Origin of the sequence: Xanthomonas sp. DAR33341 (genome assembly GCF_003992815.1) — a bacterium.
Classification (GTDB): domain Bacteria; phylum Pseudomonadota; class Gammaproteobacteria; order Xanthomonadales; family Xanthomonadaceae; genus Xanthomonas; species Xanthomonas cissicola.
In genome coordinates, this window is the sequence record NZ_QEYV01000021.1 from 150,164 (window position 1) to 167,954 (window position 17,791).

A 17,791-nucleotide genomic window follows, 5' to 3' on the forward strand; every position below is an offset into this window, starting at 1 on the left:
CGCTGGGCAGGGCGATGGTGGTGTGCGATCGCGCCCAGGCGCAGATGGATGCGGGTATGCAGCGATCGGTGTTCGCCAGAAATACCATCGCTGACCGCCAGCGCCGCACGGTACCTACGAAACATCGCAAGCGCGCATCAGGTCTGCGGCGGCATGCATGAAGCCAGGGCTTCTGCAATGGGCGTGGCGCCGGTGCCAGGCGTGTTCGCTCGGGCCGGCTGCGCAGGCGTTCTGCTGGCTGCTCTCAGTCGCAGGCGCTTGCGGGCGCAACGAACGCCGCAAAGGTCAATCCGCGTGATGCCCAGGCGTTGGCGACTTCATCGAGGATGTCCAGCAAGGTGTCGCGGTCGTTGGGTGCCGTGCTGGCCAGCGCCTGGGCGCCGTCGATGAGCAGTGCATAGCCATCTGGCGAAGGCAGCCACGCCAGGTCGCGCAGGGCATCGCTGAGCGCGTCCCAGTTGCGGCCGAAGCTGGCCGGGAAATCCAGTTGCGTGGCCAGGCGCATCAGTAGCATGCGTTTGTCGCTGCAGGTGGTCAGATCCACGCGCAAGATGCGTAAGCCGGCATCGCGCGCGAGCGCGGCCATGGTGTCCAGATCGTCGGTCTCGGCCTGATACACACCCGATTGCTGCGGATCGGACAGATCCAGCGCGAAGTCGCCAGCGCTCATGGTGCCTGGTCCGGGGTCGGGCCATCGAAGGCTTTGAAGTTCTGGTAATGATCGTCGCTGTAGTACCACGCCTCGGGCGGGGTGCCGCCGGTGACGATGCGCCGCGCGCCGCGATCCGGGCTGCCGGGGGTATCGACAGTGTATTCGCGATAATAGCCGCGCGGGCGCTCGGGCAGGCGATGCTCGCGGTTGCCGAACACGCCGCCATCCTGCGGATGCGGAAACGGGCCGCCGCGCTGGATCAGCACGATGGTGGCCATTGCCTCGGTCGGCAGAAAGGCGGGCAGACGCGGCACCTCGCGCGTCGGTGCGGACACAGCGATCGGTGCATTGAGTTGCGGCGCGAACTGCGGCTTGGGCGTCTGCATCGCGCGCATGCCCCACAGGCCGGCAACGAGCAGCGCGATGGCGACAATGAGCAAAGCGGGCTTGCGCATGAAGACGGTCCGAAGGTGGGTACGGCAGAGCAAGTATGCCGATGCGCGACTGTGTCGACTTTGAACGTGGCCGGTACCGGGACGGTTCACGCCCAAGTAACCGGGACATGGTGCAAGGTGTGCGGCGAACGTCGTGCGGCATGCGATGGGATGAAGTTTCCCTGCCACCACCCTTGGTAAGCGCTGCCGCCGTCCTTACCATCTACCCCGCAACGCCCGGTCTTCGCCGGGCGGCAAGTCCAGGAGATACGCATGGCTTACACCCTTCCGCAGTTGCCCTACGCCTACGACGCGCTGGAACCGAACATCGATGCGCAGACGATGGAAATCCATCACACCAAGCATCACCAGACCTATATCAACAACGTCAATGCGGCGCTGGAAGGGACCGAGTACGCCGATCTGCCGATCGAAGAACTGGTCTCCAAGCTGAAGAGCCTGCCGGAAAACCTGCAGGGCCCGGTGCGCAACAACGGCGGCGGCCACGCCAACCACTCCCTGTTTTGGACCGTGCTGTCGCCCAACGGTGGCGGCGAGCCCAAGGGCGAGGTCGCCAAGGCGATCGACAAGGATCTCGGCGGCTTCGAGAAGTTCAAGGAAGCCTTCACCAAGGCCGCCGTCAGCCGCTTCGGCTCCGGTTGGGCGTGGCTGAGCGTGACCCCCGACAAAAAGCTGGTGGTGGAAAGTACCGCCAACCAGGACAGCCCGCTGTTCGAAGGCAACACTCCGATCCTGGGCCTGGACGTGTGGGAACATGCGTACTACCTGAAGTACCAGAACCGTCGCCCGGAATACATTGGCGCGTTCTACAACGCCGTCAATTGGGAAGAAGTCGAGCGCCGCTACCACGCCGCGATCGCCTGAGGTGCTGCATCGGCGCTAGGCACTGCTTAGTGCTGTCACAGCGGCACCCAACGCACAAGGCCGGGAGCGATCCCGGCCTTGTGCGTTTATTGCGCCGTTTGGGAGCGATCCCGGTCGCGAGGGGTCTTGCAGGGAACGCTCCTCGCGCTCTGGCGCGCTCCTACATTTGAGGCGCGGATTGGCCTGGTATCGAATTGAAAGCACAAGGCCGGGAGCGATCCCGGCCTTGTGCGTTTATTGCGCCGTGTGGGAGCGATCCCGGTCGCGAGAGGCTTTGCAAGGAACGCTCCTCGCGCTCGGGCGCGCTCCTACGTTGTGCAGGCGTCGATTAGAACCCGGGGTGGGGGCGATCAGAACTTGGCGTCGAACTCGCGGGCGTAGCCGGTGTTGACGATGACCTTTTGCAATGCATCGCTGATCTTGATGTTGCCGGCCACGATCTGCTGCGTCTCAGGGCCCATGTTGTCCATGCGCGGCGGGGTGGCGCCCTTGTAGTCGCAGACGCGGCCACCGGCCTCGCGCACCAGCAACACACCAGCGGCGATGTCCCAGGCTTTGACCCCCGCTTCGAAATAGGCATCGGCGCGGCCGCAGGCGACATACGCCAGGTCCAGCGCCGCCGAGCCGGTGCGTCGCACGTCTTCGGCCTGCACCAGCAGCGCATCCACGCACTTGAGCTGTGCACTGGCGCGCGCGCGTTCGCGCGGCGGAAAGCCGGTGTGGACCATGGCCCCTTCCAGATCCTTGCGCTCTGCAATGCGGATGCGGCGATCGTTGAGCACCGCGCCGGCGCCGCGGCTGGCGGTGAACAACTCGTTGCGCAACGGGTCGAAGATCACCGCATCGGTCGGTTCGCCGTTTTCCACCAGTGCGATGGACACGCAGTAATGCGGGAAACCGCGCAAATAATTGCTGGTGCCGTCCAGCGGATCGATGACCCAGGTGTAGCGGCCACTCTTGCCGCCCTGCACGCCGCCTTCTTCGCCGAACACGGCGTATTCGGGATAGCCGCGCTTGAGTTCCTTGATGATGACCTTCTCGGCATCGGCATCGACTTCGCTGGCGTAGTCCATGCGGCCTTTCTGCACCACATTGAGCGCATCGAGCTTGTTGATACCGCGCAACAGCACATTGCCGGCGAGGCGGGCGGCTTTGACCATGACGGTGACGGCGGGTTTCTGCATGGTTAAAGCTCCCGTGAAGGCAGAATCGGACAATGGCGAAGGTAAAAGAGCGGTCCGGCGCGAAAGCCGGCCGCGCAGTTTACCATCTACGGCCGAACAGCTTCCCGATCTCCGTTCATGTCCGTCAGCCAGCGCATCCGATTTGTTCTTGTGGGGACCCAGCATCCAGGCAACATCGGTGCTGCGGCGCGTGCGATGAAGACCATGGGGGTCTCGCGCCTGGTGCTGGTGGCACCCGAGCGCGCACTCGATGAAGATGCCTACCGGCGCTCGGCCGGCGCCGAAGACGTGCTGAGCCAGGCGCCGATCTTCGCGACGCTGGGCGAAGCGGTGGCCGACTGCACGCTGGTGATTGGCTGCACTGCGCGCGCGCGCCGGGTCGCGTTGGAAGAACTATTGCCGGACGAGGGCGCGCAGCGTGCGCTCGCCAAGGCGGGCGAGCCGGCCGAGGTGGCCTTCGTGTTCGGCCGCGAGCGCACCGGTCTGACCAACGATGAGCTGCAGCTGTGCCACGCCGCGGTCCATATCCCCTCCGATCCGCAGTTCAGTTCGCTGAATCTGGCTGCGGCCGTGCAGGTGCTGGCGTATGAAGTACGACTGGCGCAACTGGCGGTAGGCGAGGCCGAACCCGCTCCGGCAGCGGCTTCCGGCTTGCGCGACGGACCGGCCAGCCACGCACAGCTGGAAGGGATGTTTGGCCAGCTGGGCGACACGCTGGACGAGATCGACTTCCACAAGGGCCGTGCGCCGGAGTCGGCGATGCGCAAGTTGCGCCGGTTGTTGCTGCGCGCGGAGATGACCGAGCAGGAGGTGCGACTGATTCGCGGCATCCTGTCCGATGCGCAGCGCATGGCCATGCTTGCCAGGCAGGCCGGAAACTGACGTCTGTCACATCTTCGAAGATTCGGCTAGGCTGTCCGCGGCTCTAGGGGAGTGTCCGTTTTGCGCGGTCTACGATGGTGTCTGATTGCCTGCTGGGTGATTGCCGGGGCGGGCTTGGCCGTGACGGCTGCGGCAGCGCCTTCCTCGGTCCTGGTGCTTGGACGGATCAGCGATGATCCCGCCAGCCATTACGAGCAGCTCAAGCCCCTGCTGGATTACGTGGTGCCGCGCATGCGCGAGGTCGGGATCCGCCGCGGCGAAATCCTGATGGCGCCCGATGCGCGCCAGATGTCCAGCTATCTGCGGCGTGGGCGGGTCGATTGGGTCAGCGAGACGACCGGTGCGGCGATGCTGCTGGAACAGCGCGGCAGCGCGCACCCCTTGCTCATGACCGAGCGTGGCGGGCTGCGCGACTTCCACACGCTGTTCTTCGTGCGCCGCGACAGCCCGATCCATTCGCTGTCGCAGTTGCGCGGCCACACCCTGGCATTGCAGAACGCCTCGTCCACCAGCGGCTACCTGCTACCGATGCTCGAACTGCTGCGCAACGGCATCGCGTGCGATGTGCTGCTGTCGGCCGACGACACCCCGGCGCGCGGATCGGCCGGCTATCTGATGGTGGGGTCGAAATTGAACGTGGCCGCGTTCGTGCACAAACACCTGATCGACGTCGGCGCGCTCAGCAACGTCGATTGGGACGACGAGCGCCACATGCCACCGGTGTTCAAGCGCGACTTCCGCATCGTGCACCGCACTGCGCCAGTGCCGCGCGCGGTGGAAATGGTGCGCACAGGAATGGACCCGGCCGTGGAGCAGCGTCTGCGGGTGGTGTTGCTGCAGGCTGCCTCCGACCCCAAGGCGGGCCCGGCGCTGAAGCGCTTTTTCGATACCACCGGGTTCCGTCCGCTGGATCCCACTAGCCGCCGACGTCTGCAGGAGTTGAGCGCGGGCGTGCAACGCGTCAGGGATCACGTGGAATGACTCAGGTGCGCTTCGGCTTGCAGGCACGCTTTCTCTTGGTGATGGCGCTGACGCTGCTGCTGGTCGGTGCGATTCTGGCTTCGCTGCTGCAGCGACAAAGCGCGATGCAGCGCGAAGTGCGCGGCTTGAGTGCGCAAATCCTGCACGAGCTGTTCGATCGTAGCCTGCGCACGCGCGGCGAAACGCTGGCGACCGAACTGGCTTCCGGATTGGCCAACTCCTTGTATTACTCGGATCTGGGCGCGGTGGGGGCGCTGGTGCGCAATGCCTCGCGCCAGCAGGTGGTGAGCTACGTACTGGTGTTCGACCGCCATGGCCGGCTGGTGCATGACGGCACGCCGTCCCTGCAGCGTTACGGGCAGGCCATGACCGATCCGCTCGCCGCCAAGGCGCTGGCGGCGCAGGCGATGGTGTTGCAGTCCTCGCCGGAGGTGCTGGATGTGACGGTGCCGATCAAGATCGGCGACCAGCGCATCGGTGGGGTGCGCGTGGGCATGTCGCGCGAGCGGGTGCGCAAGATCGAATCCGGCGCCAATCTCACCCTGGTGCAGAACCTCAACGCCATCGGCAAGCGCGATCTGGGCTGGTTGCTGGTCCTGCTGGCCGCGCTGGTCGGGCTGGGCGTGTTGCTGGCCATCTACGTGCAGCGCACGCTGGTGGCGCCGATTCGGTTGCTGGCGGCGGCGGCAAAGCAGATCGAACGGGGCGACTACGCGGTGCAGCTGCCGCCGCATCCGCGCAACGACGAGATCGGCGAGCTGATTTCCGCGTTCGGGCGCATGAGCGAAAGCATCGCCCGGCACGACCGCGAAGTGCGGCATATGGCCTACACCGACGCGTTGACAGGGCTGACCAACCGGCTAGGCTTTCGCGAGGGTCTGGATCATCTGCTCCACACCGCGCGCAGCACCGACAGCAAGCTGGCCTTGCTGTTCGCCGATATCGACGACTTCAAACGCGTCAACGACACGCTTGGCCATGAGGCCGGCGACGAAGCCTTGCTGCAGTTCGCCAGCCGCATCAGCCGCGCAGTTGCCGCGCTGGGCGGCGACGATGCGATTCTGGCGCGCTTCGGCGGGGATGAGTTCGTGATCCTGCTGCAAAGCGGCGATGTCAGCCTGCTGGCGGCGCAACTGGCCGACCGGCTGGTGCACGAACTGAGCCGGCCGTTGAACGTGCAGGGCCGCGAAGTGTTCCTGGGGACCTCGATTGGCATCACGCTGTTCCCCGATGACGCGCGCGATGCCACCGCGCTGCTGAAGAATGGCGACATCGCCATGTACCAGGCCAAGGTGGCCGGCAAGAACTGCCATCGCTTCTATAGCCGCGCCGCCGATCACGCGGTGGAGCGCCGCGTGCACATGGAGCACGAATTGCGCGGGGCCTGGGAACGCGACGAGTTGCGTCTGGTCTACCAGCCGATCTACCGCACCAGCGACCGGGTGCTGGTGGGGGTGGAGGTGCTGCTGCGCTGGCAGCATCCGGCGCTGGGAACGATTGCGCCGTCCACCTTTATCGATATTGCCGAGCAGAGCGGCCTGATCGAAGTGATCGGCCCCAAGGTACTGCGCGCGGCCTGCCTGGAGGCGGCGCAGTGGCCAGTGGTGGGCGAGGGCCTGTTCGTGTCGGTCAACGTTTCGCCGCGGCAACTGCGCAGCGGTGCGCTGATCGACACCGTGGCCGGGTGCCTGGCCGAGTCGGGGCTGCCTGCCGCTCGCCTGCATCTGGAGCTGACCGAGACCGCCGTGATCGGCGACGAGATGATGGCTGCCAGCCTGCTCGATCAACTCCATCGCACCGGCGTGAAGGTGTGGCTGGACGACTTCGGTACCGGCTTCTCCGGCTTGAGCCATTTGCGTCAGGTGCCGGTGGACGGGGTCAAGATCGACAAGAGTTTCATTGCCGACCTGCAGCGCGACCCGGACGATCTGGCGCTGACCACCGCGATCATCAACATGGCGCACTCGCTGGGAATCACCGTGGTTGCCGAAGGCATCGAGCAGGAAGCGCAGTTCAATCTGTTGCGCGAGCGCGGTTGCGACCTGGGGCAGGGCTATTGGTTCAGCAGGCCGTTGAGCCCGGCCGACATGGTCAAGCTGATCGCTGCAGGGTGAGTGCCGTGGGAGCGCGCCTGAGCGCAACGGGCTTTCCTGGTAAAGCTTCATCGCGCCCGGGTGCGCTCCTACGAAGCGCGTGTCTGGGTCGTTGCAGCGGTCATCCCGGGGACTTCGCGCAGTGCCCGATAACAGCGTAGGAGCGCACCTGGGCGCGATTGGGCGTTACCGGTAAAGCTTCATCGCGCGCGGGTGCGCTCCTACTTCGGATTGGGCTGAGGTAAGGGCGGTTACAACGGCCGCTTGCCGGTATCGCCCGGAATTTCGCGCACCAATCGCGGCACCAAATACCCCGAAAGGCGCGCTGCCAGCTCGGCATGCAGCGCGCGCGCGCGGGCATCGTCCACTTCGAAATGCGCCACGCCGGCGACCCGGTCGAGCTGATGCAGGTAGTAGGGCAGTACGCCGGCGGCGAAGCTGCGCTCGCTCAACGCCGCCAGCGCATCCACGCTGTCGTTGACGCCACGCAACAGCACGGCCTGGTTGAGCAGTTGTGCGCCGGTCTCGCGCAGCCCCTGCGCGGCGGCGTCTACCGCGGAGTCGAATTCGTTGGCATGGTTGGCATGCAGGACGAACGCCACCGGCCACGGCAGGCTGCGCAGCCAGGCCTGCAGTGGCGCATCCACGCGCTCCGGCAGCACGATCGGCAAGCGGCTGTGGATGCGCAGGCGTTTGAGGTGCGGAACAGCGGCCAGGGCGTCGGTGAGTTCGGCCAGCTTGGGTGTGGCCAGCGACAGCGGGTCGCCGCCGGACAGCAGCACTTCCTCGATGCTTGGGTCGGCGGCGATCGCGGCAACGGCGTCGCGCCAGCCATCGCGCGCAGCGGTCTCCTCGGCATACGGAAAGTGGCGGCGGAAGCAGTAGCGGCAGTGCACCGCGCAGCTGCCGGTGGCGATCAGCAGGGCGCGGCCGCGGTATTTCTGGATCACCCCGGCAGCGGTCCTGGCGGCGGCATCGCCGACCGCATCCAGGCCGAAGCCGGGAGCCGGCTGCATTTCCGCATCCAGCGGCAGCACCTGGCGCAGCAACGGGTCATGCAGGTCGCCATGGCGCATCCGCGCCACGAACGCGCGCGGCACCCGCAGCGGAAACTGCGCGGCGGCGGCATCGCTGATCGCCGCCGCCTGCGCATCCAGGCCCAGCAGCTGCAGCAGCACGCGCGGATCGCGCACGGCGTCGCGCCATTGCTGTTGCCAGCGCGAAGGCGGCAGGGCGGGGAGCGGGGATGGCTGTAAGGCGAGGGGGGCTGCGGTTATCATGTGCGGTCACAAAACCAAATGCCCGCCGGTTGCGGCGGGCGCCCCATTCTAATCCGACCTGCCACCGCGTGGCGGGTCGTGGTCTTATCGAGGAGCTGCACCATGGCCACTGTTGGCATGAACGACGTCAAGAACGGCATGAAGATCCTGGTCAACAACGAGCCGGCGGTCATCACCGAGACCGAATACGTCAAGCCGGGCAAGGGCCAGGCCTTCACCCGCATGAAGTACCGCTTCATCAAGTCCGGGCGCGTGGTCGAAATGACCATGAAGGCGACCGACGATGTCGAAGTGGCCGACGTGGTCGATACCGACATGCGCTACCTCTACAGCGATGGCGAGTACTGGCACTTCATGGACCCGGACACCTTCGAGCAGGTGCAGACCGACAAGGCCGGCATGGGGGGCGCCGACAAGTGGCTCAAGGGCGAGGAAGACTGCATCGTGACCTTGTGGAACGGCACCCCGATCTGGGTGCAGCCGCCGAACTTCGTCGAACTCAAGATCACCGAGACCGACCCGGGCGTGCGCGGCGATACCTCCGGCGGCGGCGGCAAGCCGGCCACGCTGGAAACCGGCGCGGTGGTGCGCGTGCCGCTGTTCGTCAACCAGGACGAAATCATCAAGGTCGACACCCGTTCGGGCGAATACTCGGCGCGCGTCAAGTAATCCAGATGCGCCTGGGACGCCGGTCCGCTCGAGCGGTACGCAGTGCCAGTGTCCTGATGGCGTTAGGAGCAGCTGACAAACCGACTGCCCAGTCGCCAGGCTCGGGCGGCCGGTGTTCGGAATCGGCGCCTAGCATGCGTACGCCGCAGGTCCGGTGCGCCGTCCGCACCCACCTGACGGGCGTTCGCTTTGCGTTGCTGGCCGGGCTGAGCGGCATGCTGACCGCCTGCCCGGTGCTTGCGCAAACCGCCACCGCCTGCGACGCGCAGAGCGTGGCGGCGGTTGCAGCTGGTGCGGCGTCCGGCGCGGCAGGGGCGGTGCCGGTCGAACATGCGGTGGCACAGACCTGCAAGCCGTGGCCGTACGACCCGTCGATACGGCTGGCGGCCATTGCGTTCGCCGGCGATGCCACCACCGAGGCAGGCGAACGCAACCTTGAGTTGCGGGTTGCCATGCTCGATGCCCGCACTGCCCAGGTCGTCGCGTTGTACTCGCAGGACATGGGCGAGGATGCCGGCTTCGAACTTGCTGCCGACAGTCTGCGCCTGGACACCGCACGCTATGACCTGGCGCCGGGCGTGCGCGCGGTTGGCGTGGTAGTGCACAGCGTTGCGCGCGGGCCCAGTTGCCCGGATTTCGACAGCAACGACGCATTGACCTTGCTGGTGCGCGAACAGCGCCGGTTGCGCCCGGTGCTGCAGCGGGATCTGACCGTGTGGCGGCGGGTGCAAGGCGAACCATGCAACTGGGGCGCGACGGGTGTGGTGACCGAGCGCGGCACGCTCACCCTGTCGATGGACGCGCCGGTCCATGCGGGCCATGCCGGCATCGCACTCACTGCCAACCTGGTGACTTCGACCACGGTCGAGGATGCAGAGGATATCGAGCGCACGCACCGCCAGCGCCAGCTGCTGCGCTACGACGGCACGCGGTATGTGCCTGTGTCACGCTCCGACGACTCCTGGCCGTTCGGCAACTAACTTCAATGGATCCACTCATGACCAATGCCCCGCCCGAACCCTGCGACCTGCTGATCGAGGCCGGCTATGTCGTGCCGATCGAACCGCATGCGGTGGTGCTGGAAGACCACGCGGTGGCCGTCAGTCACGGCGTCATCGTTGCCGTGCTGCCGATTGCCGACGCACGCGCGCGTTTTGCGCCCAAGCAGACCGTGTCGCGGCCCGATGCTGCGTTGATGCCCGGCCTGGTCAATGCGCATACGCATAATCCGATGACGCTGCTGCGCGGCGTCGCCGACGACCTGCCGCTGATGGTGTGGTTGCAGCAGCACATCTGGCCGGTGGAAGCGGCGGTGATCGGGCCGGAATTCGTAGCTGATGGCACCACGCTGGCAATTGCCGAAATGCTGCGCGGCGGTACGACCTGCGTCAACGAAAACTACTTCTTCGCCGATGTGCAGGCGGCCGTCTACAAGCAGCACGGTTTCCGCGCGCTGGTGGGCGCGGTGATCATCGATTTCCCGACTGCATGGGCATCGTCGGACGATGAATACTTCGCGCGTGCCGGCGAGTTGCACGACCAATGGCGCGACGATCCGTTGATCAGTACCGCGTTCGCCCCGCATGCGCCGTACACCGTCAACGATGCCAACTTCGAACGCGTGCGCATGCTGGCCGACCAGCTCGACATCCCCGTGCATCTGCATACGCACGAAACCGCGCAGGAAGTGGCCGATTCGATTAAGCAGTACGGCCAGCGCCCGCTGGCGCGGCTGGATCGCCTGGGCCTGGTCAACGACCGCCTGATCGCGGTGCACATGACCCAGCTCACCGATGCGGAAATCCATCTGTGCGCCGAGCGCGGCGTCAGCGTGGTGCATTGCCCCGAATCCAATCTCAAGCTCGCCTCGGGTTTTTGCCCGGCATGCGCGCTGCAGCGCGCGGGCGTGAATCTGGCCATCGGCACCGACGGCTGCGCCAGCAACAACGACCTGGACATGTTCAGCGAGAACCGGACCGCCGCGATCCTGGCCAAGGCCGTGGCCAACGATGCGACCGCGCTGGATGCGGCCACCACCTTGCGCGCGGCCACCCTGGGCGGCGCGCGCGCCTTGGGCTTGGGCGACACCATCGGTTCGATCGAGGTCGGCAAGCAGGCCGACCTGGTCTGCGTGGACCTGTCTGCACTGGAAACCCAGCCGCTGCACCATGTGTTGTCGCAGTTGATCTACGCGGCCGGCCGCCATCAGGTCACCGATGTGTGGATCGCCGGCAAGCCCAAACTGGTGCAGCGCGAGCTCATCGACATGGATACCGCCGCCCTGGTCGCCAACGCGCGGCAATGGCGCGAACGCATCCGCACCGTCCGCGCCTGAGCGCGCGTTACCGCATCACGGAGCCCCCCGCATGAATTCGAATACGCACGCCAAATCCAGCAATTTCCATCAGAGCGAGCTGGATAAATTCGCCGCACTGGCCAACCGCTGGTGGGATGCCGATGGCCCGCAGAAGCCGCTGCATGCGCTCAATCCTGTGCGTCTGGAGTATGTGTCCGCGCGGCTGGAACCTGCCGGTGCGCGCGTGCTCGACGTCGGCTGCGGTGGCGGCTTGCTCAGCGAGTCGATGGCGCGCCTGGGCGCGCAGGTGACTGCGATCGATCTGGCGCCGGAACTGGTCAAGGTGGCGCGTCTGCACAGCCTGGAATCGGGCGTGCAGGTCGACTATCGCGTGCAATCGGTGGAAGACCTGGCCGCCGAACAGGCCGGCAGTTTCGATGCGGTGACCTGCATGGAAATGCTCGAACACGTGCCGGATCCGACCGCGATCATCCGTGCCTGCGCCAGCCTGCTCAAGCCGGGCGGCAAGCTGTTCCTGTCCACGCTCAATCGCACCCCGGCCGCGTTCGCGCTGGCGGTGGTGGGCGCCGAATACATCGCGCGTCTGCTGCCCAAGGGCACGCATCATTACAAGGATTTCATCAAGCCGGCCGAGCTTGCGGCATGGTTGCGCAACGCCGGGCTGCAGCTCGAAGACGTCAGCGGCATGCTGTACGAGCCGTGGCGTAATCGCGCCCGCCTGTCTTCGCGTACCGAGGTGAATTACCTGGCGTATGCGGTGAAACCGTGAGCAGCCGGGATTCGAAATTCGGGATTTGGGATTCGCAACGGCCGTTGGTTGGGGTCTTGATGGTCTCGGTGGCGTGCCGGGCGATACGCAATTGACGACAGGTGATGCTGTGGGTTTCCCGCGTGCGGTGTTGTTCGATCTGGATGGCACCTTGCTGGACAGCGCGCCGGACATGCTCGCGACCGTTAACGCCATGCTGGATGCGCGTGGGCGTGCGCCAGTTGCGTCGGCTTCGTTGCGTCCGGTGGTCTCCAAAGGTGCGCGTGCGATGCTCGGCGTGGCCTTTGCCGAGCTCGATGCCGTGGCGTGCGTTGCGCTGGTGCCGGAATTCCTGCAGCGCTACGAGGGCTTGATTGGTACGCAGTCGCAGCTGTTTGATGGTGTCGAGCAGATGCTGATGCGGCTGGAGGATGCCGGCTGCGTCTGGGGCATCGTCACCAACAAGCCCGAATATCTGGCGCGCCTGATCCTGCCGCAGTTGAGCTGGGAGCAGCGCTGCGCGGTGCTGATTGGTGGCGACACGCTGGCCGAGCGCAAGCCGCATCCATTGCCGCTGGTGGTCGCCGCAGAACGCATCGGCGTTGCACCTGCGCAATGCGTGTATGTCGGCGACGATGAGCGCGACATCGTGGCTGCGCGCGCGGCGGCGATGCCATCGGTCGCGGCATTGTGGGGCTATCGTCTGGACGACGACGACCCGTCGCGCTGGCAGGCCGATGTACTGGTCGAGCGGCCGCAGGCGCTTTGGAATCCGGCAACGTGGCCGCAGATCTGATCCTTCTTCGTATTTTTCTGGACCCGCCATGAGCCAATCCAGCGCCCTCGACAGCTTTCTTGACAAGTGGGCAACCCGCTGGCCGGAATGGTCGGTTGCCGAACCGTTCGTGCCCGAGCCGCAACGCCGCCTGGCCGTTGCCTGGTTCGCGTTGCTGCAGGAATGGGAAGACATCATGAATATCGCCGGCGACCCGTTGCCGGCCGATGCCAAGCTGGCGTGGTGGCAGCAGGAGCTGCGTGACTGGTCGAGCCAGCGCTCGCGGCATCCGTTGGGGCGCGTGCTTGAGCCGGTCCGTGCGCCGTGGTCACAGCTGGCCGACGCCTTGCCGGCCATGCAGGCCGCACGCGTCCAGCCGCAATCGCTGCAGCACGCGCTAGGGGCATTGCGCACGTTCGCCGAGGCGGTGGTTGCGGTGGAAGCGGTGCTGTTCGCACGGGCGCGGCCTGGCGATGCCACTGCGGTGGCGGTGCAATGGCTGGATGCACGCCAACGCGTGGCTGGCGACGGCGCAGCGCCGGGCGATATCGCCACGCCCGCCTGGCGCTCGCAGCTGTTGCAGGCCTGGCCGCGCAAAGTCGCCTTGGCACGGCCGCACCGGGTGTGGTCGCGTCTGGCACGGCTGCGCTTGCAGCGCGAGCTGGCGGGCAAGCCCGCGTACCCACCGCCGATGCAACAGCTCTGGCATTGCTGGCGTGCTGCCAGCGGCGCGGACTGAGCGCAAGCGATACGGCCGCATGGCCGCAACGTGCAAGCGCACTAGTGTGTCCTGCGTGCTGCCGGACAGACCCGTTGCATTGTTGGGTTTGGACCGATGGCTTGCTGCGACCGGCAGATTGCAGCAAGCGTTGCATCGCATGTGATTTCCTTAGCGCTCAGCACGTTGGATTCAAATCGGCGAATCCGGCAGTACCGAGTGATAGGCAATGAAGGCGTCATTGCATTGCAGTGGCGTGCCCGGGCCGGGTTTGCCCTGTAGCTGCACATCGTTGGGCACCGATTCGGTCAGCTGATCGTAAAAGCTCACCGGGCCACCCTTGAAGGTGAAGTGCGTCGCGCCCGGGTTGCTCGCGGGCCCGCCGAAATGCGGCTGCGCGAAGCTCACCTTGCCGCCTTCCAGCACGACATTGTCCAGCGAGATGGTGATTGGCCGGGTGGTGCCGGCATCGCGATACCCATAGAAACTCAGTTCGCCGCCACCCAGGGTGGTCGAACCCAGCGAATGCACGTGACTGAGCGAAATGCCGTTGAACTGCGGCGGCGCGGCGCGGGTGGCGGGATTGGCGTAGTTGGCATCGAACACCAGTGGCCGCGCAACCCCGCGCATGCAGATGTTCTCGAAGCTGATGTCGTAGACCTGGCCGCCGCGGGAGGCGTCGGACTTGATGCGGAGGCCATTGGCCGAGTAGGGATCGCGCTGCACATCGTTGGCGTTGAAGCCGTCAATGCTCAAGCCGCGCACGGCGATATGGCGCATGCCCGAATCGGTTTCGCTGCCCAGCGAAAAGCCATGGGTGTAGTAGAACTGGTTGTAGGCGAACAGCATGTTTTCCGAGGCGATACTGCGCTTGCTGTTGGCGTGCGCCTTGATCGCCACACCGTCATCGCCGGTGCCGATGTACGAGTAAGCCAGCAGCACATTCTTCGACTGGCCCGGGTCGAAGCCGTCGGTGTTCTTGGCAGTCTCCGGCGTGAAGCAGGTCGCGTGCGGATTGACGTCCGGGGTGCTGCCTGCCGGGCATCGGTAGCCGGGACGCGAATAGACCAGGCTGGGCGCCAGAATCTTGATGCCCCACGCGGTCAGGCCCACCACGTTGTCGCTGATGACATGGAAATTGGGCGAGTTCTCCAGGGTGATGTCGTACAAGGTGACGTCGGTGCTGTCGTCGATCTGCAACAGGCGCGGCACGTGCTGGCTCAAGCCCTTGGTGACGTTGAGATAGGCAAGATCCCACCAGCTGGCCTTGCCGGCATTGGGCCCGGCAGTGAGCGTGCTGCCGCCACGGCCGTCGATCTTGCCGGCGCCGACGATGGCGCTGTTGGCCGTGTCGGAGAGATGGATCAGCGGACGACACGACTTGGCTTTGTCGCTGGTGGCGGTGCCGCAGGTGCCCAGGCCGTTGTCGTAGTCCTGCGGATTGCGCGAGCCGAACAAGGTGACGCCGCGGTCGATCCATAGCGTGACCCCGCTCTTGATGGTCAGCGGCCCACTGAGCACGCCGGATTCGCCGGCATCGCCGGGGGCAAGACGCACCGCGCTGCCGGCAGGGCAATCGTCGATGGCCGCCTGCAGGCGCGCGGTATCGCGCTTGGAGTGGGCAGGGTTCTGGTCGAGCATATCCACTGAACCACCCACCGGGGTCAGCGCAGCCTTGAGCGTGGCGCATACCTTGGTCGGCAATGCTGGCTGCTGGATCTCCCCCCAGCTGGTGGAAATGCTGTGCGCGGTATCGGGTGCATCCTGCCCGTGCGGTCGCGCCGCGCTGGCGTGAAACGTGGACAGGCCGAGCAGGGCAAGGGGCAGTGGCGCGACGGCGGGAACAAGGCGATGGTACGGCATAGGTCTTTCTCCGGTTATGCGACAGGCGCGCCAGATAAACGAGCGCAGCGAGATGCACCTGTATGAGGCGCTGCGAACATCGGTGCCCTGCCACATGCGTGGTCTCTGCGTTGCTGTGTCGACCAGCGATAACGGGATGCAAGCTTGGCGAGCCCTGCAGAAGTTCGATGGTGCCAGCACGAATTCAGCACCGCAGCGCCGAAGGTAGTACAAGTGTTTTGCAGGACTCCCGCGTGCTGCAGATGCCCGCCGCGACGAACTGTGCAGTCGATCGATCGCGTGCATAGAAAAGAGAGCTGGACGAGCTATTTTTGAAACATTCGTGATGTAGGCCGACCTACATGTTTTTCGGTCACGTTGTATCACAGCTAGCGAACCTGTGGATGGTGCGCCGGCAATTGCTGCCGGCCCGCTGGTAACTCTGCCTGGCCGCAGCGAAAACCGACAGAGCGTTGCAGAAATTGCACCCTACTCACATTTTTGCCAGTCATTGACATACAAGAAGCAGGATTGAAAGGTCGGTGAGTTGTTAAGACCTTCCCTGGCCTTGAATATATGGGGCCCCTCAAACATTCTTTAGGCGCCTCTTTCTGGTGCGCGGTGAATGCTGGAGGAATCGTGTTTAGTGCGGCCCCGCAGAGGACCGAACGATTCCGGGGACTCTTGCCGAATCATCAGGCTCGGAGCTGTATTTGACTGGTGCATTATTGAAGGTTGAGCCGATCGCCGAATTGCCCGTTACTGCGTCATAAACGTTTTCTTTTTCGTAAAAATTGTACATGTCACCGTCTGATTCTAGTCGAATCTGGTTGCTATTGTTGGTTTTGTAGAAATAGTTTGATTCGGAAAAAACAATACTGCCGCTACCTACCTGCAAAGCGTTGTACTGCTGCTTTTCATAGCCGCGACCATCGGCAGCGGTTCGCTCACCATTAGGTGATGTGCTATTGTCAAAGTAATTATTATAGGCATGCACCCAGCCACGCAGTAAGGGGCGCCCGGCAAGATTGGGGCCAAACCAGTTGTGGTGCAGCGTTACGTGCAGCTTATTGCCGCCATATACATATGAATCTTTCTTGTTGTGACCAATAAGGATTGCTAAGCGCTCATTTGCGAGGTCATGGTAATTTTTTTCGACCCAGTTCCATACCGGATCCGGATTCATGTTGACCCAGCTGTTACTGAAGTAAAAGTGATTGTACGACAGCGTGACGTAATTAGATGACATGCCGACTGATAAAAGGTCATCGCTAATATCATAGAAATCGCAGTGGTCGATCCAAGCATTGGATATACGCCGCAATGATACGCCTACGTAGTTGATGCCAGTGTTGTTGGACGTTCCTTTGACTTGGTCAGGCAGGGCTTGCAAGTCGCCGATATTGCCAGAGAATGAGATGTTTCTGATAACCACATTCTGAATGTTTATCCCGGCGGGCAAGTTCTCGCCGCTAAATTTCAATTGGATATTCTGCAAGGCCGCTCCACCGCCTGCAGCACCCTCGATTGTTATGTTGTTCCAAATAGTGCTGGAGAAATTCAGGGTAGTCAATTTGGGGCCGCCGTAGATCTTTCCACGGATGATGATATGGTGATTTTTGGCATTGAGTGCCGTTTGCAGCTCTGCAAGTGTTGTCACTGTAATGGCAGTTTCGCCAGATACAGATGCAGAAGAAAATCCTCCGGTATCAGCATTGGCGATACCAGCCTGTGTGATAAAAATGGCAAAAAACAGCGAGATAGTAGGTAAATGTAAATGCAAAATTCGGATCTTTATTGCAAAGAGAAAAATTTATGTAGAATCTCTAGGGAAGGTCTGAACAACGAGGCCTGAGAGTGCGGGATGTCGCGTCGTTCCGAAGAGTGGCGTTTGAATCCTCGGAATTTCGCCATTTCTGGCGCTTTGCGTGGGAGTTCCACGGATCACAGGCGCACGCTCCCCATAGCAGGCAGTAACTGCTTTCGCTTCATCCACAGTGTCGACTCCGTAAGCTCCCCCGATCCGCAGACACCGCATAAGTAGATCTTTCTGGCATCGTTCCCAAGTCAGGAGGTTCCATGCGCACATCGAAGTTCACCGAGACACAGATCATCGCCACGCTGAAGCAGGCCGACGCAGGCGTTCCAGTCAAAGACATCTGTCGCCAAGTCGGCATCAGCACGGCGACCTATTACCAGTGGAAGAGCAAGTACGGCGGCTTGGAGGCGTCCGAGCTGCGGCGGGTCAAGGAGCTAGAGTCCGAGAACGCCAAGCTCAAACGGATGTACGCCGAGTTGGCGCTCGACAACGCGGCAATGAAGGACCTGATC

Annotated in this window: 17 protein-coding genes and 1 pseudogene; 12 read left to right on the forward strand and 6 right to left on the reverse strand. The window is 64.0% G+C overall.

Translation table 11 applies throughout. The features are described 5' to 3' along the window. Positions 1-244: 244 nt before the first annotated feature. Together EO156_RS08395 and EO156_RS08400 are read right to left on the reverse strand one after the other, a co-directional pair. A complete protein-coding gene (locus tag EO156_RS08395; RefSeq protein WP_003486050.1) occupies positions 245-670 on the reverse strand; it encodes a barstar family protein in 426 nt (141 codons plus the stop codon). After that, positions 667-1,107 carry a ribonuclease gene (locus tag EO156_RS08400; protein ID WP_016850180.1) on the reverse strand — a complete coding sequence of 147 codons (441 nt, stop codon included), beginning with the start codon at positions 1,105-1,107 and terminating at the stop codon, positions 667-669. The genes EO156_RS08395 and EO156_RS08400 overlap by 4 nt, the downstream gene beginning before the upstream one ends. A gap of 252 nt (positions 1,108-1,359) precedes the next feature. On the opposite strand from EO156_RS08400, the gene EO156_RS08405 reads away from it, so the two are divergent. After that, complete coding sequence (locus EO156_RS08405) at positions 1,360-1,971, forward strand: superoxide dismutase (RefSeq protein ID WP_003486056.1); 612 nt, start codon at positions 1,360-1,362, stop codon at positions 1,969-1,971. Positions 1,972-2,321: 350 nt separating this feature from the next. On the opposite strand, the gene EO156_RS08410 is transcribed toward EO156_RS08405, so the two are convergent. Further along, on the reverse strand, positions 2,322-3,155 hold the full coding sequence (locus tag EO156_RS08410; protein WP_005913068.1) for an inositol monophosphatase family protein: 834 nt from the start codon (positions 3,153-3,155) through the stop codon (positions 2,322-2,324). Positions 3,156-3,272: 117 nt separating this feature from the next. Here EO156_RS08410 and EO156_RS08415 point away from each other — a divergent pair, with 117 nt between their 5' ends. From EO156_RS08415 to EO156_RS08425, 3 genes are read left to right on the forward strand one after another with little or no spacing between them, the layout of a single operon-like run. After that, a complete protein-coding gene (locus EO156_RS08415; RefSeq protein WP_003486059.1) occupies positions 3,273-4,037 on the forward strand; it encodes an RNA methyltransferase in 765 nt (254 codons plus the stop codon). Positions 4,038-4,088: 51 nt separating this feature from the next. After that, entirely contained in the window at positions 4,089-5,018 is a 930-nt protein-coding gene (locus tag EO156_RS08420; protein WP_016850179.1) for a phosphate/phosphite/phosphonate ABC transporter substrate-binding protein, read from the forward strand. After that, positions 5,015-7,132, forward strand: a complete 2,118-nt coding sequence (locus EO156_RS08425) for an EAL domain-containing protein (RefSeq protein ID WP_016850178.1) — start codon at positions 5,015-5,017, stop codon at positions 7,130-7,132. The genes EO156_RS08420 and EO156_RS08425 overlap by 4 nt, the downstream gene beginning before the upstream one ends. A gap of 230 nt (positions 7,133-7,362) precedes the next feature. Here EO156_RS08425 and epmB read toward each other — a convergent pair whose 3' ends face one another. Beyond that, a complete protein-coding gene (gene epmB / locus EO156_RS08430) occupies positions 7,363-8,391 on the reverse strand; it encodes an EF-P beta-lysylation protein EpmB (protein ID WP_029829080.1) in 1,029 nt (342 codons plus the stop codon). 102 nt (positions 8,392-8,493) lie between these two features. Here epmB and efp point away from each other — a divergent pair, with 102 nt between their 5' ends. The 6 genes from efp to EO156_RS08460 all read left to right on the forward strand — a co-directional run bounded on the left by efp (position 8,494) and on the right by EO156_RS08460 (position 13,639). Continuing rightward, positions 8,494-9,060 carry an elongation factor P gene (gene efp, locus EO156_RS08435; RefSeq protein WP_003486066.1) on the forward strand — a complete coding sequence of 189 codons (567 nt, stop codon included), beginning with the start codon at positions 8,494-8,496 and terminating at the stop codon, positions 9,058-9,060. Positions 9,061-9,254: 194 nt separating this feature from the next. Continuing rightward, the gene (locus tag EO156_RS08440; protein ID WP_029829079.1) at positions 9,255-10,040 is read left to right on the forward strand and encodes a hypothetical protein; all 786 of its coding nucleotides are present in this window, start codon (positions 9,255-9,257) and stop codon (positions 10,038-10,040) included. A 17-nt stretch (positions 10,041-10,057) separates the two neighbouring features. After that, entirely contained in the window at positions 10,058-11,395 is a 1,338-nt protein-coding gene (locus EO156_RS08445; protein WP_016850388.1) for a TRZ/ATZ family hydrolase, read from the forward strand. A gap of 31 nt (positions 11,396-11,426) precedes the next feature. Continuing rightward, on the forward strand, positions 11,427-12,146 hold the full coding sequence (gene ubiG / locus EO156_RS08450; protein ID WP_003486071.1) for a bifunctional 2-polyprenyl-6-hydroxyphenol methylase/3-demethylubiquinol 3-O-methyltransferase UbiG: 720 nt from the start codon (positions 11,427-11,429) through the stop codon (positions 12,144-12,146). 73 nt (positions 12,147-12,219) lie between these two features. Continuing rightward, a complete protein-coding gene (locus EO156_RS08455) occupies positions 12,220-12,921 on the forward strand; it encodes a phosphoglycolate phosphatase (RefSeq protein ID WP_161632299.1) in 702 nt (233 codons plus the stop codon). Positions 12,922-12,949: 28 nt separating this feature from the next. Then, complete coding sequence (locus EO156_RS08460; protein ID WP_003486073.1) at positions 12,950-13,639, forward strand: phytoene synthase; 690 nt, start codon at positions 12,950-12,952, stop codon at positions 13,637-13,639. Positions 13,640-13,810: 171 nt separating this feature from the next. Here the strand turns inward: EO156_RS08460 and EO156_RS08465 are convergent, their stop codons facing one another. Continuing rightward, the gene (locus tag EO156_RS08465) at positions 13,811-15,481 is read right to left on the reverse strand and encodes a glycoside hydrolase family 28 protein (protein WP_005913085.1); all 1,671 of its coding nucleotides are present in this window, start codon (positions 15,479-15,481) and stop codon (positions 13,811-13,813) included. Between the two features lie 368 nt (positions 15,482-15,849). Here EO156_RS08465 and EO156_RS24145 point away from each other — a divergent pair. Beyond that, positions 15,850-15,975, forward strand: a pseudogene (locus EO156_RS24145) (IS5/IS1182 family transposase); the annotation flags it as partial. 128 nt (positions 15,976-16,103) lie between these two features. On the opposite strand, the gene EO156_RS08475 reads toward EO156_RS24145, so the two are convergent. Next, positions 16,104-17,243: a pectate lyase gene (locus EO156_RS08475; RefSeq protein ID WP_080683258.1), complete on the reverse strand. Its 1,140-nt coding sequence runs from the start codon at positions 17,241-17,243 to the stop codon at positions 16,104-16,106. Positions 17,244-17,539: 296 nt separating this feature from the next. On the opposite strand from EO156_RS08475, the gene EO156_RS08480 reads away from it, so the two are divergent. Next, a partial coding sequence (locus EO156_RS08480; RefSeq protein ID WP_164735855.1) for a transposase occupies positions 17,540-17,791 on the forward strand: 252 nt, incomplete at its 3' end.

Bases quoted from the DNA above. Each gene is read 5' to 3' on its own strand.
- EO156_RS08410 (WP_005913068.1), bottom strand. From the start codon at position 3,155: ATGCAGAAACCCGCCGTCACCGTCATGGTCAAAGCCGCCCGCCTCGCC.
- efp (WP_003486066.1), top strand. From the start codon at position 8,494: ATGGCCACTGTTGGCATGAACGACGTCAAGAACGGCATGAAGATCCTG.
- EO156_RS08395 (WP_003486050.1), bottom strand. From the start codon at position 670: ATGAGCGCTGGCGACTTCGCGCTGGATCTGTCCGATCCGCAGCAATCG.
- epmB (WP_029829080.1), bottom strand. From the start codon at position 8,391: ATGATAACCGCAGCCCCCCTCGCCTTACAGCCATCCCCGCTCCCCGCC.
- EO156_RS08460 (WP_003486073.1), top strand. From the start codon at position 12,950: ATGAGCCAATCCAGCGCCCTCGACAGCTTTCTTGACAAGTGGGCAACC.
- EO156_RS08405 (WP_003486056.1), top strand. From the start codon at position 1,360: ATGGCTTACACCCTTCCGCAGTTGCCCTACGCCTACGACGCGCTGGAA.
- EO156_RS08400 (WP_016850180.1), bottom strand. From the start codon at position 1,107: ATGCGCAAGCCCGCTTTGCTCATTGTCGCCATCGCGCTGCTCGTTGCC.
- ubiG (WP_003486071.1), top strand. From the start codon at position 11,427: ATGAATTCGAATACGCACGCCAAATCCAGCAATTTCCATCAGAGCGAG.
- EO156_RS08425 (WP_016850178.1), top strand. From the start codon at position 5,015: ATGACTCAGGTGCGCTTCGGCTTGCAGGCACGCTTTCTCTTGGTGATG.
- EO156_RS08445 (WP_016850388.1), top strand. From the start codon at position 10,058: ATGACCAATGCCCCGCCCGAACCCTGCGACCTGCTGATCGAGGCCGGC.
- EO156_RS08465 (WP_005913085.1), bottom strand. From the start codon at position 15,481: ATGCCGTACCATCGCCTTGTTCCCGCCGTCGCGCCACTGCCCCTTGCC.
- EO156_RS08415 (WP_003486059.1), top strand. From the start codon at position 3,273: ATGTCCGTCAGCCAGCGCATCCGATTTGTTCTTGTGGGGACCCAGCAT.